General features: G+C 38.1%; 17 protein-coding genes. 7 read left to right on the top strand and 10 right to left on the bottom strand.

Annotation, left to right across the window (positions count from 1 at the left end):
* Positions 1-8 precede the first annotated feature (8 nt).
* Together VSA01S_RS07510 and hppD are read right to left on the bottom strand one after the other, a co-directional pair.
* The gene (locus VSA01S_RS07510; protein ID WP_039981809.1) at positions 9-1,139 is read right to left on the bottom strand and encodes a homogentisate 1,2-dioxygenase; all 1,131 of its coding nucleotides are present in this window, start codon (positions 1,137-1,139) and stop codon (positions 9-11) included.
* Entirely contained in the window at positions 1,132-2,205 is a 1,074-nt protein-coding gene (gene hppD, locus VSA01S_RS07505) for a 4-hydroxyphenylpyruvate dioxygenase (protein WP_039981810.1), read from the bottom strand. Before hppD ends, VSA01S_RS07510 begins: the two co-directional genes overlap by 8 nt.
* 948 nt (positions 2,206-3,153) lie before the next feature.
* Between hppD and VSA01S_RS07500 the strand changes: the two genes are divergently transcribed.
* The gene (locus VSA01S_RS07500; protein ID WP_039981811.1) at positions 3,154-4,344 is read left to right on the top strand and encodes an MFS transporter; all 1,191 of its coding nucleotides are present in this window, start codon (positions 3,154-3,156) and stop codon (positions 4,342-4,344) included.
* Positions 4,345-4,494: 150 nt separating this feature from the next.
* Complete coding sequence (locus VSA01S_RS07495; RefSeq protein ID WP_039981812.1) at positions 4,495-4,890, top strand: ASCH domain-containing protein; 396 nt, start codon at positions 4,495-4,497, stop codon at positions 4,888-4,890.
* A 142-nt stretch (positions 4,891-5,032) separates the two neighbouring features.
* Here VSA01S_RS07495 and VSA01S_RS07490 read toward each other — a convergent pair whose 3' ends face one another.
* The 3 genes from VSA01S_RS07490 to VSA01S_RS07480 all read right to left on the bottom strand — a co-directional run bounded on the left by VSA01S_RS07490 (position 5,033) and on the right by VSA01S_RS07480 (position 8,600).
* Positions 5,033-5,470, bottom strand: a complete 438-nt coding sequence (locus VSA01S_RS07490) for a hypothetical protein (protein WP_039981813.1) — start codon at positions 5,468-5,470, stop codon at positions 5,033-5,035.
* Positions 5,467-7,551 (bottom strand): LruC domain-containing protein, encoded by a 2,085-nt coding sequence (locus tag VSA01S_RS07485; protein ID WP_039981814.1) that lies wholly within the window; start codon positions 7,549-7,551, stop codon positions 5,467-5,469. The genes VSA01S_RS07490 and VSA01S_RS07485 overlap by 4 nt, the downstream gene beginning before the upstream one ends.
* A gap of 698 nt (positions 7,552-8,249) precedes the next feature.
* Positions 8,250-8,600 carry a hypothetical protein gene (locus VSA01S_RS07480; protein WP_039981816.1) on the bottom strand — a complete coding sequence of 117 codons (351 nt, stop codon included), beginning with the start codon at positions 8,598-8,600 and terminating at the stop codon, positions 8,250-8,252.
* A gap of 426 nt (positions 8,601-9,026) precedes the next feature.
* On the opposite strand from VSA01S_RS07480, the gene VSA01S_RS07475 reads away from it, so the two are divergent.
* The gene (locus VSA01S_RS07475) at positions 9,027-9,362 is read left to right on the top strand and encodes a hypothetical protein (RefSeq protein ID WP_039981817.1); all 336 of its coding nucleotides are present in this window, start codon (positions 9,027-9,029) and stop codon (positions 9,360-9,362) included.
* A 127-nt stretch (positions 9,363-9,489) separates the two neighbouring features.
* On the opposite strand, the gene VSA01S_RS07470 is transcribed toward VSA01S_RS07475, so the two are convergent.
* Positions 9,490-9,948, bottom strand: a complete 459-nt coding sequence (locus VSA01S_RS07470; protein ID WP_039981818.1) for a hypothetical protein — start codon at positions 9,946-9,948, stop codon at positions 9,490-9,492.
* An 826-nt stretch (positions 9,949-10,774) separates the two neighbouring features.
* A complete protein-coding gene (locus tag VSA01S_RS07465) occupies positions 10,775-11,275 on the bottom strand; it encodes a cupin domain-containing protein (RefSeq protein ID WP_039983603.1) in 501 nt (166 codons plus the stop codon).
* A gap of 729 nt (positions 11,276-12,004) precedes the next feature.
* On the opposite strand from VSA01S_RS07465, the gene VSA01S_RS07460 reads away from it, so the two are divergent.
* Both VSA01S_RS07460 and VSA01S_RS07455 read left to right on the top strand, forming a co-directional pair.
* Positions 12,005-12,376: a YybH family protein gene (locus tag VSA01S_RS07460; protein ID WP_021708047.1), complete on the top strand. Its 372-nt coding sequence runs from the start codon at positions 12,005-12,007 to the stop codon at positions 12,374-12,376.
* Between the two features lie 102 nt (positions 12,377-12,478).
* The gene (locus tag VSA01S_RS07455) at positions 12,479-13,216 is read left to right on the top strand and encodes a VOC family protein (protein WP_039983604.1); all 738 of its coding nucleotides are present in this window, start codon (positions 12,479-12,481) and stop codon (positions 13,214-13,216) included.
* 79 nt (positions 13,217-13,295) lie between these two features.
* Here the strand turns inward: VSA01S_RS07455 and rlmF are convergent, their stop codons facing one another.
* Together rlmF and VSA01S_RS07445 are read right to left on the bottom strand one after the other, a co-directional pair.
* A complete protein-coding gene (gene rlmF, locus VSA01S_RS07450; protein WP_039983605.1) occupies positions 13,296-14,444 on the bottom strand; it encodes a 23S rRNA (adenine(1618)-N(6))-methyltransferase RlmF in 1,149 nt (382 codons plus the stop codon).
* Positions 14,431-14,946 carry a M48 metallopeptidase family protein gene (locus VSA01S_RS07445; protein ID WP_039983606.1) on the bottom strand — a complete coding sequence of 172 codons (516 nt, stop codon included), beginning with the start codon at positions 14,944-14,946 and terminating at the stop codon, positions 14,431-14,433. Before VSA01S_RS07445 ends, rlmF begins: the two co-directional genes overlap by 14 nt.
* Before the next feature lie 139 nt (positions 14,947-15,085).
* Here VSA01S_RS07445 and VSA01S_RS07440 point away from each other — a divergent pair, with 139 nt between their 5' ends.
* Complete coding sequence (locus tag VSA01S_RS07440; protein ID WP_021708043.1) at positions 15,086-15,316, top strand: glutaredoxin family protein; 231 nt, start codon at positions 15,086-15,088, stop codon at positions 15,314-15,316.
* A 19-nt stretch (positions 15,317-15,335) separates the two neighbouring features.
* Here the strand turns inward: VSA01S_RS07440 and VSA01S_RS07435 are convergent, their stop codons facing one another.
* Positions 15,336-16,205 (bottom strand): LysR family transcriptional regulator, encoded by an 870-nt coding sequence (locus VSA01S_RS07435; protein WP_039983607.1) that lies wholly within the window; start codon positions 16,203-16,205, stop codon positions 15,336-15,338.
* 110 nt (positions 16,206-16,315) lie between these two features.
* Between VSA01S_RS07435 and VSA01S_RS07430 the strand changes: the two genes are divergently transcribed.
* Positions 16,316-17,515 (top strand): MFS transporter, encoded by a 1,200-nt coding sequence (locus tag VSA01S_RS07430; RefSeq protein ID WP_039983608.1) that lies wholly within the window; start codon positions 16,316-16,318, stop codon positions 17,513-17,515.
* Positions 17,516-17,556: the final 41 nt, after the last annotated feature.

Below are 17,556 nucleotides of genomic sequence, written 5' to 3'. Positions count from 1 at the left end.
AATCTTCCCTATTTCTCTTTCCAGCTGTATACGTATTGCTTATTTTCAACTTCATCGAGTACATCAGCGAATTTGAGGGCATGCCTAGTATCAATCATCACAGCAACTTCATCAGTAAATTTTTTCTTATATTCTCGTCCGGCTTGGAAAGCTTTAGGATGTGGACCATGGGTAAAACCAGCCGGATGAAATGTCACCATCCCCGCCTCAATGTTATCGCGACTAAAAAAGTCACCTGCGTGATAAAACAGAACTTCATCATAGTCATCATTGTTATGATAAAAAGGAACTTTGAGCGCACCAGGATCGCTTTCAATCGGTCGAGGTACAAATGTGCAAACCACAAAGCCTGAACCAACAAATGTGGTGTGTGCCGAAGGTGGCAAATGATATCGATGAGACATCAAAGGACGAATATCTCGCCAATTCACCTTCACCACGGCTAAATCGCCGTGCCATCCAACGGCATCTAAAGGATTAAATGGATAAGTCACCACACTGACTTTATCATGGCGCTTGACTTGTACCTGTGTTTGATTCTCTGAGTACTGCTCTTTAAAACGCTGATTAATTGAGGGGGTCTCTAGAACGGCAGGATCAAAAATAGCGTGGTTTCCGACTAAACCTTTATCTGGTAAAGCGTAAGCGGCGTCTGTATTTTCAATCATTAAGATCTTTAGCGCGTCGTGAGGCTCCAGTCGCCAGTTGGTCGAACGTGGAATCATCACATAATCCCCTTCGCTGATCTCAAGGTGTCCATAGTCACAGTACAAATCAGCGGTGCCTTGATGAATAAACAGAAGTTCATCACCATCGGCATTACGCACCAAAAAGTCCATGTTTTGATCGAGTTGCCAGAAACGAATTTTACACTCGTTGTTATACAAAAGATTTGGGACATCCCAAGGCGTTATTTGCCCTGCGATTTGCACCAAATTGAAGTCAAACGCCCTTGGGCGAAGATCACCCTCCCACTCTGACCAACCAGTCGGTGCATGCTGATGATGAAAATGACTGGCAGGGCCAAAGAAGCCGCTTCGACCTGCTTCACGTTCATAAATCGCCTGCTCTGGAAAGTCAGCGTGTGCCTGCTTTGAGCAAACTCCTTCACGGTGTGGGAGTGTGATTCTCTTATACATCGCTCAATACCCCTCGACGTATTTGATCTTCTTCTATCGATTCAAATAAAGCTTTGAAATTACCTTCACCAAAACCTTCATTTCCTTTGCGCTGAATAATTTCGAAGAAAACAGGACCGATCACCGTCTGAGTAAATATTTGCAACAAAATGCCGTCTTTCATGGGAGCACCATCAATCAAGATTTGCAAATCATGCAGTTTCTCTAGGTCTTCGCCATGTCCTTGAACCCGCTCATTTACTTTTTCATAATACGTGTCTGGTGTGGGCATAAAATCCATACCTCGATCACGTAATGTTTTTACTGTTTGGTAGATATCATTGGTAGACATCGCAATATGTTGAATACCTTCTCCGTTATATTCTCGGATAAACTCTTCTATCTGTGATTTATCATCTGATGACTCGTTAATAGGAATACGAATTTTGCCACAAGGTGCTGTCATAGCTCGGCTAACCAGGCCGGTAAGCTTACCCTCAATGTCAAAATAGCGAATTTCTCTAAAGTTACCGATTCGCTCATAAAAGCCAGCCCATAAATCCATGTTACCTTGCTTGACGTTATGTGTGAGATGATCGATTTCATACATGCCAACATCGGCTTTAGCTAAACGTTCATCTGCATCTGGATAGAACTTAAAATCAACATCGTAAATACTTTTTTTACCATAACGATCAACAAAATAAAGTAAGCTCTCGCCAATACCATAAATGGCCGGAATACTGAGCTCCATCGGCCCTATCGCCGTTACGTATTCCTCTCCACCATTTTGTAGAGCATGCTGCATCGCACTATTCGCATCATGAACACGAAATGCCATACCACATACTGATGGGCCATGTTCTCTAGCAAACTTTTCGGCTTGGCTGTGTGGCTGTGCATTCACAATAAAATTAATATCACCTTGTCGGTATAACCATGCCTCTTTAGAACGATGTTTAGCAATTTCTGCAAATCCAAGTGAGATGAATAACGCTTTGAGCTGATCAATACCTCGATCGTCTGCTGCTGTATATTCGACAAATTCAAATCCATCTGTCCCAAGTGGGTTATAAGTTTCTACCACAGCCTTCTCCTTTAGAATCAACACACGTTTAGTAAAACCCAAACATTGCCGACATGTTTGTCAGCATATATCCAAGTAGCCTCAAGATACTTATTCAGTGAAATGATTTTAGCTCACAACACGTTATCTATTTCGCTTCTTTACCATGCTTGAGTTTGTCTGAATGACATTAACCTGAATCAAGCATCTTGATCTCACTTGGTCACCAATAACCTTGGAACAAGCTCAAATAAAATGGAATAGCTATGTTAAAAACCAACGGAGTCTAATGTCACGGTTAAAGTTGTAAAAAATATATTACACGGCCATCATTGTTAATAACTACTCTGCTCGAACACTTATATATCCAATATTTTCATAGCGTTAAAATCATTACAATTCCTTTACACCTTGAGTTTATTTGTAAATAAAATGTTACCAACCTCTCCTTTTCTGAGAAACATGCTGACATATCCTCTACATGCTTCCTGAGGGTCACGCTACCGAATGGTAAAGTTTATAGAATCGATTATGGTGATGAAATTAGCTAGTATTGTCGAGATAGACGATAAGTATATCTCTAGTGTTAACTGGAACTGGGATGCATTACACCGCCACTTAGTATCCTTAATTAGCCTAAGGCTATTGATATTTAAATGGCCAACATCAGAAAACTCTAAAGTTAGTAATTAGAAGTATTTAGACCATTTCTGAATCATAGCCCTAACTTATGTAGGTCTTTGCTGTATATTCAGACTTCACATCTCTTGGTCTTTATTTTTAATACCGAGGATTTTTATTAATACAATTACTTTGTTAGAAAAGTAGCTAGAAAATTCTTAACATATTGTAAAGGCAACTTAACCTTATTTTATTTTTCCTTTATTTGTAATAATATCACAAAGAGAATGAAGTTAGACCAGTTATATCCTATGAAAAATTAATTGGTTATTTAAACTAAGGAACAAGATGTCACTAACTTGGAAGCAGCGATATTGCACTATTTTTGGTAATGCTATGGAGTATTATGATATAGCAATATTTGCCTCTATATCCCCTTACATTTCCCATGTATTATCGAGTCAAGGTATAGGTGATGCTGATATGATTATCGTATGTATCTTAGCTTTAAGGTTTATAGTCAGACCACTAGGAGGAATCCTTATTGGGAGATACGCCGACAATCATGGGAGAAAGAAAGCCTTAATTTTATCTAATATCTTAACAGGGTTCGCTACCTTATGTATGTCACTTATACCTGTAGAGTCAGTAGGTCCTTATATTGTATTTTCTTTCCTTTTTTTCCAAATTCTTCAATCTTTTAGCTTCGGTGGGGAATACCCAACACTGATTTTTTTTCTCCTCAATGATTCAAAAAAATCTGACCATACGAGGATTAGCAGCTTAATTGTATCAAGTTCTATTGTTGGTGTAATTTTGTCACTCATTGTTGTTTCTAGTCTAGAGTATTTCCTTACTCTAGAAGAAATGAATGAATGGGGGTGGCGTGCTGCACTCCTAGTAGGACTGGGGAATATTATGATGAGCGCGTATATTCGTCTATCTTTACCAGAGCTAAAAGAAGAAAAAACCTGTGAGAGCAAACTAGATTATTCATCGATTTTTAATGTCTTCGCTTTAGCCATGATTGGCGGAGTAATGTTTTATTTACAAAATTTTGCAAGCGGTATCATTGGTAAATCTATTCAGATCGAGAATCTGTGCTTAATTAATTCTAGCTCATTGATTGTTCTAATCTTAAGTTTTGGTTACTTAATAGATAAATATTCCAATCCCATTACCGCAGCAAAAGTAGGTAGCTTATTAACCCTACTTACTTCCATTCCGTTTGTATGGATGATGGAAAGCAACCAACTTCTGTCCCAACTAATAGGCGCATTTGGATTAAGTGCCGTCGCTGCCTTAATTTTAAGTAGCTTAGCTGCTACATTATGGGCTTATTCCGAAAAAACCACGATTAACATGGCGATCGGATATAATTTCGCTCTCTCTATTTTTGGTGGCCTCACACCATTAATCGTAACAGAAGCAATGAGAATCGACATCGTATATGTAGGGGTCTATGTCTCTGTAGCGGCATTACCAAGTCTTTTTGTCCTATTTTCAGCAAATCGCACTATGATTTTATTCAAATGTTAACCTCATTCGCAACACAAAGTTATCACTACTAATCTCATAACTAAATTTATTTTAAATACTGCGTGTCGTTTAAAAAACGTCAAACACTGGTAAGACTGTGAGTTGGTGATTAGAATAAACATTGGTTTGATAAGACATACGAGTTCCTCCATGAAATGCTATCCACTAGAAATATACCAAGCACCATTAAATTCGATCCTTTCAGGTTTAAAGAAAGTTGAAATACGCACCAATAACAGTTACGAAGCTATTGCTTATGATAAATTAAAGAAAGGCGATCGTATTTCCTTCCAAGTAATTTCAGGCCCTCCCTTCATTGGATTAGATGTCATCAAACCTGATGCTCTAATGGTTGAGGTTACTGAAGTGCGTCACTACCCAGATCCAAAAGCCTTGTTAGAAGGAGAAGGCATGGAAGTGCTGTCCAATTTATGTGAAACATTAGAAGAAGGTGTTGAACTTCTTTACAGTTTTCATGAATATAAGGAGATGATTCCGAAACATGGTATTTTTGCTATCGCTATTAAGCCAGTCCATGGTCAGTAAAAACTGAGTATTCAAGCTATCATTATCTACTTAGTACCTATATGACATAAACAAGAACTTAGAGTACTTTCGGGATAAAAGTAAAAAGGCGAGATATCCTCGCCTTTTTTAAGTGAATTACGGATTACTATCTCATTTCATGTTACTTCAATACCCATTCTTCTTGCTCTGGTGTAAAAAAGTATTGTAGTGGCGGTTGACCATCGTAAAACCAAACTTCGGCGAGCAGCTCTTGTTGCGAATCTGCTATTGAGAAATCGAGTTCAGTGACACCGGATTCTAGTGCCCTTGAAATAATTTGGCTTTGATAATCAGGCTTGTATTGTCCATGATTGGTTTCTTGAAATTTAGTATACACAGAAACATGCGCTCGTTCTGTACTTATGCTGCTGATATCCACGTTCAAAGATTGTGATTTCACTGGGTTATAATCGTAACCATCTTCAATCACCAAATCTTCAAAATGAACCTCAGTCTGGCCTGAATCAGGATAAGAAGGAGCAGAGTTTCGGCTTTTATCCTCTCCACCGCAGCCAAACAGCATCAAGAGAGTGAGCGGAAATATAAATTGAATTTTCATTGAGAGACTCCTGATTTTTGGTAGATCTTACTGGTATCAGACACAGGATTCTGGTGCCAATCCAAACTCGATACCCCAGACGATTCAGCATAATCTTGGAAAGTTGGGTAAGCACTTAAAATATCCGTTCTTTCTGTTGGCCAATCCCATTCAGAAGTAATGAATAAAGCCCAAGGATGATTAAGCTCTGTTTTAAAATATTTGCCTAATGTTTCGTTACTGTCATCATCTTGTAATGCAAGTAATCCAGTATCAAACTTCCCGGTTGGACTATGGTCAGGTAAATGCACCTCCCAACGTTTACCCGCAGAAGGTGGCGTTATATTATTATGGTAAGAGTCAGTATTGGCGATAATGAAGGGGTCATAAGGCATGGCCATTAACCCACTGGTATCGGCACCAAGAGTAGTTTCGATATGGAGTTCAAAGTTAAAGTTTTCGGCTTCTGGACATCCATTCTCTGTCCGATAGAAGTCACAATTGCTGCCACTTACTTCGGTTAAGTCTGATGAAATAATGAAAGAAGCGTTACTCAACCCAGATTCTAAGCCGCTGTCTGACAATTGTACGCCGTTATGTAATTGACGGGTGGTCGACATATCAATATCACTTGGATTTAACCCTTTCAGCCTGATAGCAAAGCCGTTATGGAATAACGCACCATAGGCCCCTAGTTTTCCGTAGATAGAAGATTTGATTACTTCATCATGTTTTAACGTTTCTGTGATGCGGTAATGCATAATGACATCGTTCAAGTCGTAATCACCTTTCGTAGACCAAAAGTCCTCAAAGGCCACAGTAGCAAAGGTGGTAGAGCTCGGAAAATGTCGGACGTATTCACCATTGGACGTCACTACAATTTGGTGGTCTTCCACTTCACCCGATGTCGATGCACCAAAGTAGTCAAGTCCAGTTTGCTGGCTAAATCGGAAACGAGCCCAAGTTTGAGATGCACTGGCAGTAGAAGGAGTGGTTAATGAAAGTGTATTAGAGCCGCTATTTAATACTTGGTCGGTAAAGACTTTTTCTCCGCTGTCTTCAAAATCACCGTCAGAATTCCAGTCAATCCATGCATTTAAAAAACCCGTCGTAGATGCTTCAACAGAGATTGTCGTCGATAAGCCAAGCTCAAAAGCAGTAACAAAGCCAACACCATCTTCGTCATCAGGGCTCCCGTTAGCATCGTCACTAGAATTGATCTGCCCATCTGTATCAGCATCAACAAGCGTTCCCAGGTACGTTGTGCCGTCCATCATATGGCGAGGGCCGTTCGCAGACAAAGTCGTTTTGTAAGTATCAGGAGCATCACCTAAATCAACAGTACTATTAGAATCTAATAAAGGCGCAGAGGCACAGCGTGCACCATCATTAGATGACCCACTAGGCCCGTTAACAAATAAAGTTGGGTTGATAATACTATTCGGATCTGAAACATCAACTTTGAAAATGTTACCTGAAGTGTTATCACCAATAAAAAGATTACCATCATTATCAAAATAACCTGCACCAAAGTTACCCGTATTGTAACTGCCTAAATTGATAATAGTTTGAGTATTTGGATCAATACGCCAAAGCGGTCCACCAAAAGCCTCTTGAGTATAAATCATCGAATCTTCAGGGTTAAATACAAAGTCACCAATAGGCTGTGAGAACGCCATAACGGTCTCAACGCTAAGCGCTGCATTTGGATCTGATGATAATGGTGAAAGATCTACACGTTTAATGAAACTATTATTTTTATCATAAAAATAGTAGTATCCATCGAAAACATCCCCCGCGGCTACTGTGCCTAAGTTAGGAATGTTAAGAGCCTGTAATTGATAGTTGCTACCGGTTCTTTTTAGCTTTTTATTACCAACACCATATATATAGCCATCGTCTTGGTTAAAGCCCGTTGCGTTGAACTCAGACCCAAAATTATTGGCTAGATTGACAAAATCACCAGTACTGAGATCAATACTATATGCAGTCACAGGCTTTCCCTGAAAAAGAAACGCATTAGTTGGGCAGGATGAAAATGGCGTAGCATGCACCGAAATCGGGCCGAAGCAAGCAAACCCAAATAATAATAATCTATTCATGTTTTACTCCAGTAAAAGAAAAAACATACAGATCATGCAAGAGTAAAGCCAACGTCGAAAAATAATACAATGGGAAAATGATTTTCAAACCATTCATTTAGTAATGAAGTAAATGTAAAAAATAAAATTCTCATATTGCGAATCAATTCAAGATTCAAAAATGAAAGAGGGTCTCCCCTTAAACAATTAATTGCATTATTTAAAGTAACATTTTTAAACATGCTCATTACTTTAGTAAAAGAAGTAAATGGTCATTTTCTATATCATGCATTAGATACCAAAGAATTCACTTTTCTATAAACCATAGATATCTCCCTCAAACCTCAAAAAATCACATTTACACCATAGATAATAGATCTATCGATTAATTTTTATGTCCAGTTTTGTTTCTTTTATCTAAAGATTAAAAAACACTTTCTAATTTTCTCGTATAAGCCAATAAAACAGGCTCTATATTTTCATATGGCATACTTTGATAAGGTATACGCTACAAGCTTTTACTTATGTATTAAAATTAACTTCATCATTTCACTGCACTTTTCTTAAATGTTATCAGAAAAATCAATATAAAACTAAACGTAAAAATTTGTATTAAGTCATTAAAGCTAAATATTCCCATTTAAAATCAATAAAGTGTTTATTATAAGTCTTACACTTAAAACTAGATAGCACTCCATATACTTTCACCTATACATCAATTACCAATTTCTAATGTAATAATACTTTCGAGCCGCTTCACAACTAGAAAGAAGCGCTACTGCTTGATGTCGGAGAGCAATACTCCTTTTCGAGACCGGTACGCTTTTTAATGCTTCTAATGATGCATTGTCAAAACAGTCTTGTGTTGTAAAGTCTGGACCACAATATTTTTTTGCTTCCCTTATCGTTGCAATTGCAATTCCATTATAATGCCAATTATCACTATTAGAAAATGCTCTTGCTGTTAGTTCTAAGCATGAAAAATAAGGTGTTGAAGCAGAGACAGAAGAAGCACTAGCACTTAGTACAGTTATCAACATAGTGATAAAACTTATAGATTTAATTTTCATAAAAACTCTTTTAAACGATTATTATATTTTGAATATTTAGTTACAATACTCTTACAGAAGTTAAAGAAAGTATATCTACTAATGAAGTAAAATAAAAGAAATACTATTGACATTCAATCAATTAACTATTTTAAAAGTAATATAATAGCTATTTTAAATATTTATATTTATGTTTTATTAGTAAATAAGATAAGTCAAAATAGAAATGATTATAAAAAAGAATATATTTACCGTAGCAGTTGCCTTACCAGATAACATACAGAGATAATTAGAGTATTACATAGCTAAGAAGCCTTATTTGAGTGAAATCTTTAATAATCCTTTTGATATCCATCGCACTTCGCCGAGCAAATATAATAAATTGAAAGATAGCAGCTACACTTTTTGAGAATGTATGAGTCAATAACCTAACTAAGGAGATTAGCAATGCCTTGTCAAAACATACATAAACATGAAAATCATATTCATAACTCTAATTGTGGTCACACTGCAATTCGACACAACAATCATATCGACTACTTAGTTGACGGTAAGCTTCACCACCCACATGGTGACCATTGTGATGAGCACACCATTCAGATTAATGATATCAATCCTAGTATATGCAAACCTACAACATCATGTAATGGGCATATTCACGGCCCTAATTGTGGACACGAAAGTATAGTGCATGGCGACCACAGAGACTACATCGTTGATGGTCGCCTTCACCACCAGCATGGTGACCATTGTGATGATCATGGGCCTATTGAGCTAATCTAAGTTACTGTGGAAAGTTGTTGCCAATATCGATTCCATTAATTTAAAATATTGGCAATTCTTATGTATATAATTTTATCATTTATTGAGGATTAGATAAGGTAAATAATTACAAGCCCTCTAGAATGACTCAACTTTCACCACGCCGAAGAGCAAAAAAGACAATAAGGATATAAGTTATTGTATAAACAATAAGTTCTCGTGCTTGACATTGTGCAATAAATATCTTTAATAGGCCATCATCTTCATGACCTAGAATTATTCTGTTATTATTCCCTGCAACTAAAACATCATAGGCTAACCCTTCGATTAATACGTTATTAGAATGACAAAAACAACGTATTATGCTTTCTCCATCAATTTCCATTTTATAATAGCTCACCACATTTCCCCTAAATGGGCGATTTACATTCTCGATGGAGATTAACGTGGCTTTTTTTTGAACCCCGTTTTGCCAAAGCTCGTAACTATTGATTACTAAAGAAAACCAAAAAAAAGATATCAATAAAGTTACTAGGATTACACCACCAAGACCAAAAGAATATGGATCTTTCTTTAATAGACCAGCCGATAAATATATTTTACTCATTCCTCCCCCTAAAAATTATCTCTTATATTCTAATTGTCAATTATTTATTCTTATCTAATTCCTGATATTAACTTAATTTCCCCATAAGCTACAATAAGAAAAATAGTGTATTTCATTATAAATAAATGGATAATAAAGTTAAAATAGTCAAAAAAAACATTAAAAACTTTTTAAAGAAATCAATCATATTGAAATATAAAAGTGGCAATTTGAAAACAATACTAAATTTTCATTTATCCGCATTAAATTAACAATAAACAACTATTAATCTTAATAATTTGTCACATTAATTCTCCTATAATAAACAACAAAACAAGCAATAAATTAACCATCATCATTTACACCTGTACATTTATTAAAGCTTAGGAAAAAGACATTGGAAATATGCATTTATAATTTTCTTTAACAACACCTAGTATAATTAAATTACTAAAGTTTAAAGACAAAGTTGTGAACACTTTAATCTTTAACTAAACATTGCTTTTCTGCTTGAAAAAACGACGTATCTAAAAAACTTTATAATTAGAAGTATAATTAATTGTCATGAAATCAAAGTTAGATTCCCATTTAGCTTAAAAATAGATTCAGTAAACCAATAAACAGTCGAAAGAGCACCAGAAAACTATAAATAAGGTAATAGAACAAAACTTATTAAAGGTAAAAAACCTTTCAAAAAGGATAGTGATGTGATGCTAGCTTCATCTAACACTAATTATCTTTATTTAATTATCTACCGACTAGCATCCTAATTTTATAGACTGAAGAGTCCGTTATCAAAACGAGGGCTGAATCTAGAATAATAAAAAATAGGACACTCAACTAAAACTTACTCCATAATTCTTGCGATAAGTGCACTTTCTTCGGGGAAGTTCTTAACAAGCTGCTTTTTTTTCGCTAATTCCCAATCAGAAAACTCAAACCCAGGCGATGCTGTACAGCCAATCAATGCAAAATGAGATTTATTTTTTAGCTCAGCAGCAAACCACACATTCCTAGGAATTAGAGCCTGATAAGATGCTTCAGGATTTCCAAACGAACACCCCAAATCTATTTTTTGATAGCCCGTTTTAGCTTCAAGGAGATGAAGAACAACATCACATCCAGTATAGTGATGCCACAGTTCATCTTGTTTTAATCGGTGAAACATCGAGACGTTTTCTTTTTCTAAGAGATAGTAAATAGATGTCTTGAAAACATGTTCACCATTAAACCTTTCCGGTTGGTAGCTGAATGTCTCTTCCGAACGGTAATTTTCAGAAAAGTACCCACCCTCTGGGTGTGGTTTTAAATTAAATTTTTCGATTAAATATTTAACTTCTGAAAGCATGGTTTCTCATTGGCATAGGTGTGTTTCTCATTTTAAAACCATCCACAAAAAAGATGAACTGAACTCTAATCGATATATTGTGAACACCATCAAACTAATAAATCTCTTAAGTTATTAATTTACCACCAGTCCATCACTTCTTTTTAAACATACCCACTTGGCCTGACAAAATGCACTTGTGGGAGCAGCCTTCTTTAAGTAGGCGCCCTCCTATCTCTTCCTCTAATTCCAAAGTAGCAAGTGTCTTTACTAATAAAAAATTAGTTGAAAATATATTATCTATCAAGTGGATAGATTGATAAAACACCCACACTTTTCGTTCTGGTGGCACTGATGACATCAACAACGTGTCACACTAAAGCAGTAGTAGTTTTTAAATCGTTTGTCGATACTGAAGGAAAATATAACAGAAATACAGAATCCAAGATCTAAAAGCATTAACCGTATCTGGCATAGGAGGCGTCATTATGCTTAATCAAGTACATAATTTAAACATAGGTTTCGACAACCTGAGTACAAGTGTTGATTACACTTACGAGGATATATAAGCAGGAATGCTCAACAACATAGCCAGACATATACACCAAGTAATCTTTAATTTGTAGCCGCAGGATTAATTAACAATTGTTCTTTAAAATAAAACAGTAATTTCTAATTACCTTGTTTTTAACGTCTATTAATTGGGTTACATTGTGTTTCGTTCATTCATACAACATAGGAAATACGGAAATGTCCCAAGAAATTTTAGATGCATGTAAAGCTGCAAGCTTAGCTTGGCAAAATGCTTTTAACTCAGGTGATGCAAAAGGTTGTGCCGAGCAGTACGTTGAAGACTGTGAAATGGTTGCGAAGCCATTTGGTACTTTTAAAGGCAGAGAAGAAATCGAAACATTTTGGGCAAACCTTATTGAACAGGGTTTCTCTGATGTTGAATACATCGATACTGAATGGGAAGCGGTAGATAACAACTGCTACATTCTGAGCAGCAAATGGAAAATGAATAAAGCTTATGGTGTGGTTCATAAAGAACACTTTCAAGTTCAGAGTGACGGTAAAGCACGTCTGATCTACGATGAGTTTGAGGCTCTGGGTGAGCGCTAAGCCCGCTTAAAGCGTATCGAATAAATAAAGTGAAAGATTAGGGTCGACAAACAAAATACTCTTAACGGCCCTATCATCACAAAAACAATAGCGGAGCAACGGATGTTTTCAACTGTGTCGATAAAAGCCAATCTGGCTAAAGATCATGAAAATTTTTACCAGAACATTTTAGGTATGACGCCAACAGAGCATGGCTGGCGGTTTGATAATCCAGGCGCAAGCTTGTCTTTTACCGACATTGGTCAAACTTATCAGCCTAAAGCTCAAGACTTGTTCTGGAAAATTGGTATCACCGTGGTCAACCTTGATCTCGCCTGTCAATGGTTACAACAGCAAGGGTATTTTGTCACACAGCCAGCTCAGTTCCGCGATATCGGCTATTTGGCTCACCTCAGTGATCCCAATGGCATGACTATTGAACTATTGCAAACCACGTTTTCAGGCTCAACACCTCCAACGGAGCTCTCACATCCTATTGCCTCTGGAGCGACAGTCGCACATATCAGTGTAAGATGCCACGATAAACAGCAAATGCTCTCGTGGTGCCAACAACAAGGCTTAATACTCAAATCGATCCAACCAGTCACTGATTACGGCTTTACACTGTATTTTTTCAGTTGGATAGATGAGAGCTTACCGAATGCAGATCTGACTGCTGTCGAGAATAGAGAATGGCTCTGGCAAAGGCCCTATACTTTGCTTGAGTTTCAATTAATTGAGACTGAGCAACCTTTTGTTGTCCCGCAAGAAGATGAAGCTGGTTTATTTGAAATCACCAGTCAGAACGGACTGATCATTAACAGCCAAAGCTTGCACAATGCAGGACTCGCTAGTAAGTAGCTTTACCAGCAATAAATTAGGGGTCAGTTTCACCCCTAATTTATATACCCCAAGCCAGTTGGATATATATTCAAGTAAATCAAGATGTTCTGTTTAGCGCGATCCACTGCTTCCTTTCTTTCGCACTCATGTATGACCATGCCATCAAGCGACTCACTTTTTGGCCTTGACTCATCTCAATCACCCTAATCGCTTTTACTCCAAGTTTTTCAAGTTGCTTTCTCATCGGACGAACATTGTCTTTTTTGGAGATTAAGGTGGTAAACCAAAGCACTTGTGTACGAAAATCCTGACTCTCCAGCGCCATTTTACGAATGAACGCTTCCTCGCCACCTTTGCACCAAAGCTCTGTCTTCTGCCCACCAAAATTCAGTTTGGCTTGCTTGGCGCTATTTGAATGTTGGAATGTATTTTTCCCATTAGTCGGCTTTTTTTTCTGCTGGTTGAGCTTTAAATTCTCTCTTTTACGCGCAGTACCCGCAGCCGCTTCTTCAGCTGAACGGTGGAAGGGAGGATTACAGGTTGTAACATCAAAGTACTGATTCGGTTGAATAATGCCGTGATAAATCTTTGAGTCTGCCGTTTGTTGTATTACCTCAATCTTGCTACGCAAAGCATCATTCGCGCTGATGATTTTTTGTGCAGACTTTATCGACGTTGGGTCTACATCGCTGCCAATATAATGCCAAGCGTATTGAGTCACACCTACAATTGGGTAAATACAGTTTGCACCGACACCAATATCTAGCGCTCGTACTCGTTTGTGTGGATAGTGCCCTTTTACTTCATTGTCCAAAAGCTCTGCAATACGATGGATGTAGTCCGCACGTCCAGGAATAGGAGGACATAAATAATATTCTGGGATATCCCAATATTGAAGATCATAAAACGTTTTTAATAACGCTCTGTTAAGCACCTTAACCGCTTGTGCATCAGAGAAATTAATGGTGTCCTCGCCATTCGGATTCTTCACCATAAACGCTTGTAATTGAGGCTCATTGTGAAGCAGCTTTTTAAAGTCGTAGCGTCCATGGTGTGCGTTGCGAGGATGTAAACCACTTTTGGTCACTTTAATAAAATCGATCTCTTTGTTTACCTCTGACACTAAGGCTTTTCTCGTCGACTGAGGCTTATTGCGCTTTGCTTTATTTTTCGTGTTAATCTTACCATGCTCAGAACGGGGTTGATTCGACCGAGAGTGAGATAAGTTCTGATTATTCTTTGTCATTAGAGTTCGCTTTTAAATCGAGGTAAATCATAAACAACCGTGCATCTAGCTCCAGTTGGTGATAGTCCGGCTCCATATAACAGCATAATTGGTAAAATGCTTTATCGTGGTTTTTTTCACGTACGTGCGCCAGCTCATGGACCACCAGCATTCTTAATAAAGGTTCGGGGGCGTTTTTAAACACATGCGCTATACGGATCTCATTTTTGGATTTTAGCTTTCCACCGTGGTTTTTACTGATCACACTGTGTAAACCAAGCGCATTGTTCACCGCATGGATCTTTTTATCGTAGACAACTTTACTGATTGGGGCAGCCTTCTTCATGCAACGATTTTTAATCGCCATGGCATATTCATAAAGTGCTTTTTCGCTCTGAATTTGGTGCTTGTCAGGATAACGTCGCTCAAACCACGGGATCAACTTACCATCCTCAACTAAAGTATTGACTTGCTCAATAATGTGCTGCGGATAACCTTGAATATAACGAAGTGATGAATGCATGAGTAACGAGCATCTATAGAGAAAACAAAGTGGCTCAATATACCTTAGACAGAGATAACTTTCATTAAAGGTTTACCCTTTCCTTTGCCGATAAAGCTGGTTACACTCCTCTACCCGATAATAACAGGATTCATATTGTATGAAACGTGTCGTGCTTTACGTCAAAGATAAATGCCCACATTGCAAAGATGCTCAACGTTATCTTGATTCAAAAAACATTACCTACCGTCTTTGTAACGCCAAAATGCAACGAGGCCGTAAAGAGCTTGATGCCATGGGTGCACGTTCGTTACCAGTACTAAAGATTGGTGATCGTGTGATGATAGGTTGGAACCCAAAGAACTTTGACAAGATGTACAACTCGAACTGATTCACGCTTAAGAATCCGTTCAAACAAAGCGCTTCACAAAGTCAATAAAGGTGCGATCAGCAATCGACAAATAGCCGTGTTTTTTCCAAGCTAGTGCAAGGTCTAAGTTGACTGGAGGTTCGAAAGGAATACCAACGATATCTGATTCGTTTTGCGTGACTAGCTCGAGCAAAGCGGTAATGGCAAACTCTTGCTTGATAATGCTCAAAATCAAAGGCAGTAAATTCGTTTCAAACGCCGATCTCATTTCAAACCCTTTTGCTTGTTGGATTTGCTCTAAAAACTCACGATGAAAGTAGCCATGTTGAAATAAAACCAGTTCATGATCGAAAAACGCCTCAAAGTTGATGCTTTCCTGTTTTGCTAGATCATGCCCTGCTCCGACAGCAGCAACCATCTGACTAGAAAATAAATGGTCACTTTCAATATCATCAGATTCTTCGGTACTACTGATCACGCCAATGTCGAGCTCACCATTAAGCAGCATCTCGCGAATAGATTGAGTACCCGCTTCAACCAACGTTAACTTGAGTTCAGGATATTGGCTCTTAAAGGCCATAATAATGTTAGGGAAAAAGTAACTCCCCATCATGGATGGTGTCCCCAACCGTACTTCTCCCTTGGTCAACCCTTTTAACTCATCAATCGCAAGTTGGGCATCACGAAGCTGCTCAATCACTCGCTGGGCATGCACAAGTAAAACTTCGCCCTCTTGAGTTAATGTGACCGCTTTATCATTCCGGCGAAATAAGGTGACACCTAATGATTGTTCAAACTTTTTGATAGAGACACTTAATGCAGGCTGAGCAATGTATAGAGCTTTAGCAGCATGAGTAAAATTGCCATGTTGTGCGACTGCGAGAAAGTGCCTGAGTTGCTTCGATTCCATAAGATCAAAAATTTATCGTGACCATATTTTTAATATATTTTATTAATCACGGCTTAAATGATAGATTGATCACGTTTTATTGAAACCGCTTTCCAGCATTAGGCAAAATCATGATCGCATTCGGCACTTCAGAATATAAACGTACCACTCGTGTTCTCGCTCTTGGCGCATTTTTAGTATTCGTCAATTTATATCTGTTGCAATCCATGCTGCCAAGCTTTGCGGCTCAATTTGCCATTTCCGAAACTCAGGTTAACTGGTTGTTTGCCTCCACCACCCTTGCACTTTCTTTTGGTTTAGTGCCCATGGCAATTTTATCTGAATCTCTTGGGCGAAAACCGGTCATGATGTTTGGGTTATTCGCTATTCCAACCATTTCAACCTTAATGTTATTCGGCCACTCTTTTCTCTTCTTAGTGTTTTGTCGAGCCTTATTAGGGGTTGCTCTCTCTGCATTCGTAGCGGTAGCAGTAGCCTACATGGCAGAAGAATTAGATAAGCAAGCTTTCTCTATGGCTATTGGTTCCTACATTGCAGCTAATTCTCTTGGCGGCATTGCTGGTCGAATCGTAGGTGGGCAATTAGCAGAACACTTTGATGTCAATACTGCTATAGAAGTCGTCATGTTCGTGACACTGATTGGTGTGATTGCCGTATATTATTGGTTGCCGGATCAGCGACATTTTACTCGTTCATCATGCAGTATCAGACACCACAATCGAGCAATTGTAAAACATCTGAGAAATAAAAAGATATGGATTGCGATGCTTGTAGGCAGTTTGAATTTTGCCTTGTTCGTTAACCTCTACTCTGTAATGGGTTTTCGACTTGTTAGTGCCCCACATAACGTGCCAGTTGGATTAGCATCTTTGATTTTCCTATGTTATTTGGGTGGCACCCTTTCATCTCGATGTGCGGGATACTGGAGTAAAGTCTATTCGCCGATATTAGGTATGTGCATTGGCACCAGCATTAGTTTTGCTGGTATGTGGATAGCAGCCATCGATAGTTTAAGCTTTATCTTGCTTGCTTTAGTGTTGATCAGCTTTGGATCTTTTTTCACTCATACTCTTGCATATGCATGGGTCGGTCAAAATGCTACTCACGCTAAAGCAACGGCCACCGCACTGTATTTGGTTCACTATTACACTGGTGGCAGCCTCGGAGGTTTTTTACTATTGTATTGTTGGCAGCACGGTGGATGGTCTAGCGTCGCAATCGGCGGTTCATGCTTATATCTAGCCATGTTTGTTGCTCTGAGATTTTTAAAGCACACCCATCAATCTCAGGTAACAACAGCTTTCCAATAACGAATCCGCGACGAGCAATGGGCGGGTTTGTTGCAAAAATT

This window comes from Vibrio sagamiensis NBRC 104589 (assembly GCF_007990935.1).
GTDB lineage: Bacteria > Pseudomonadota > Gammaproteobacteria > Enterobacterales > Vibrionaceae > Vibrio > Vibrio sagamiensis.
The sequence above is the reverse complement of the archived record's forward strand: the minus strand, read 5'-3'. Positions and strand labels throughout refer to the sequence as shown.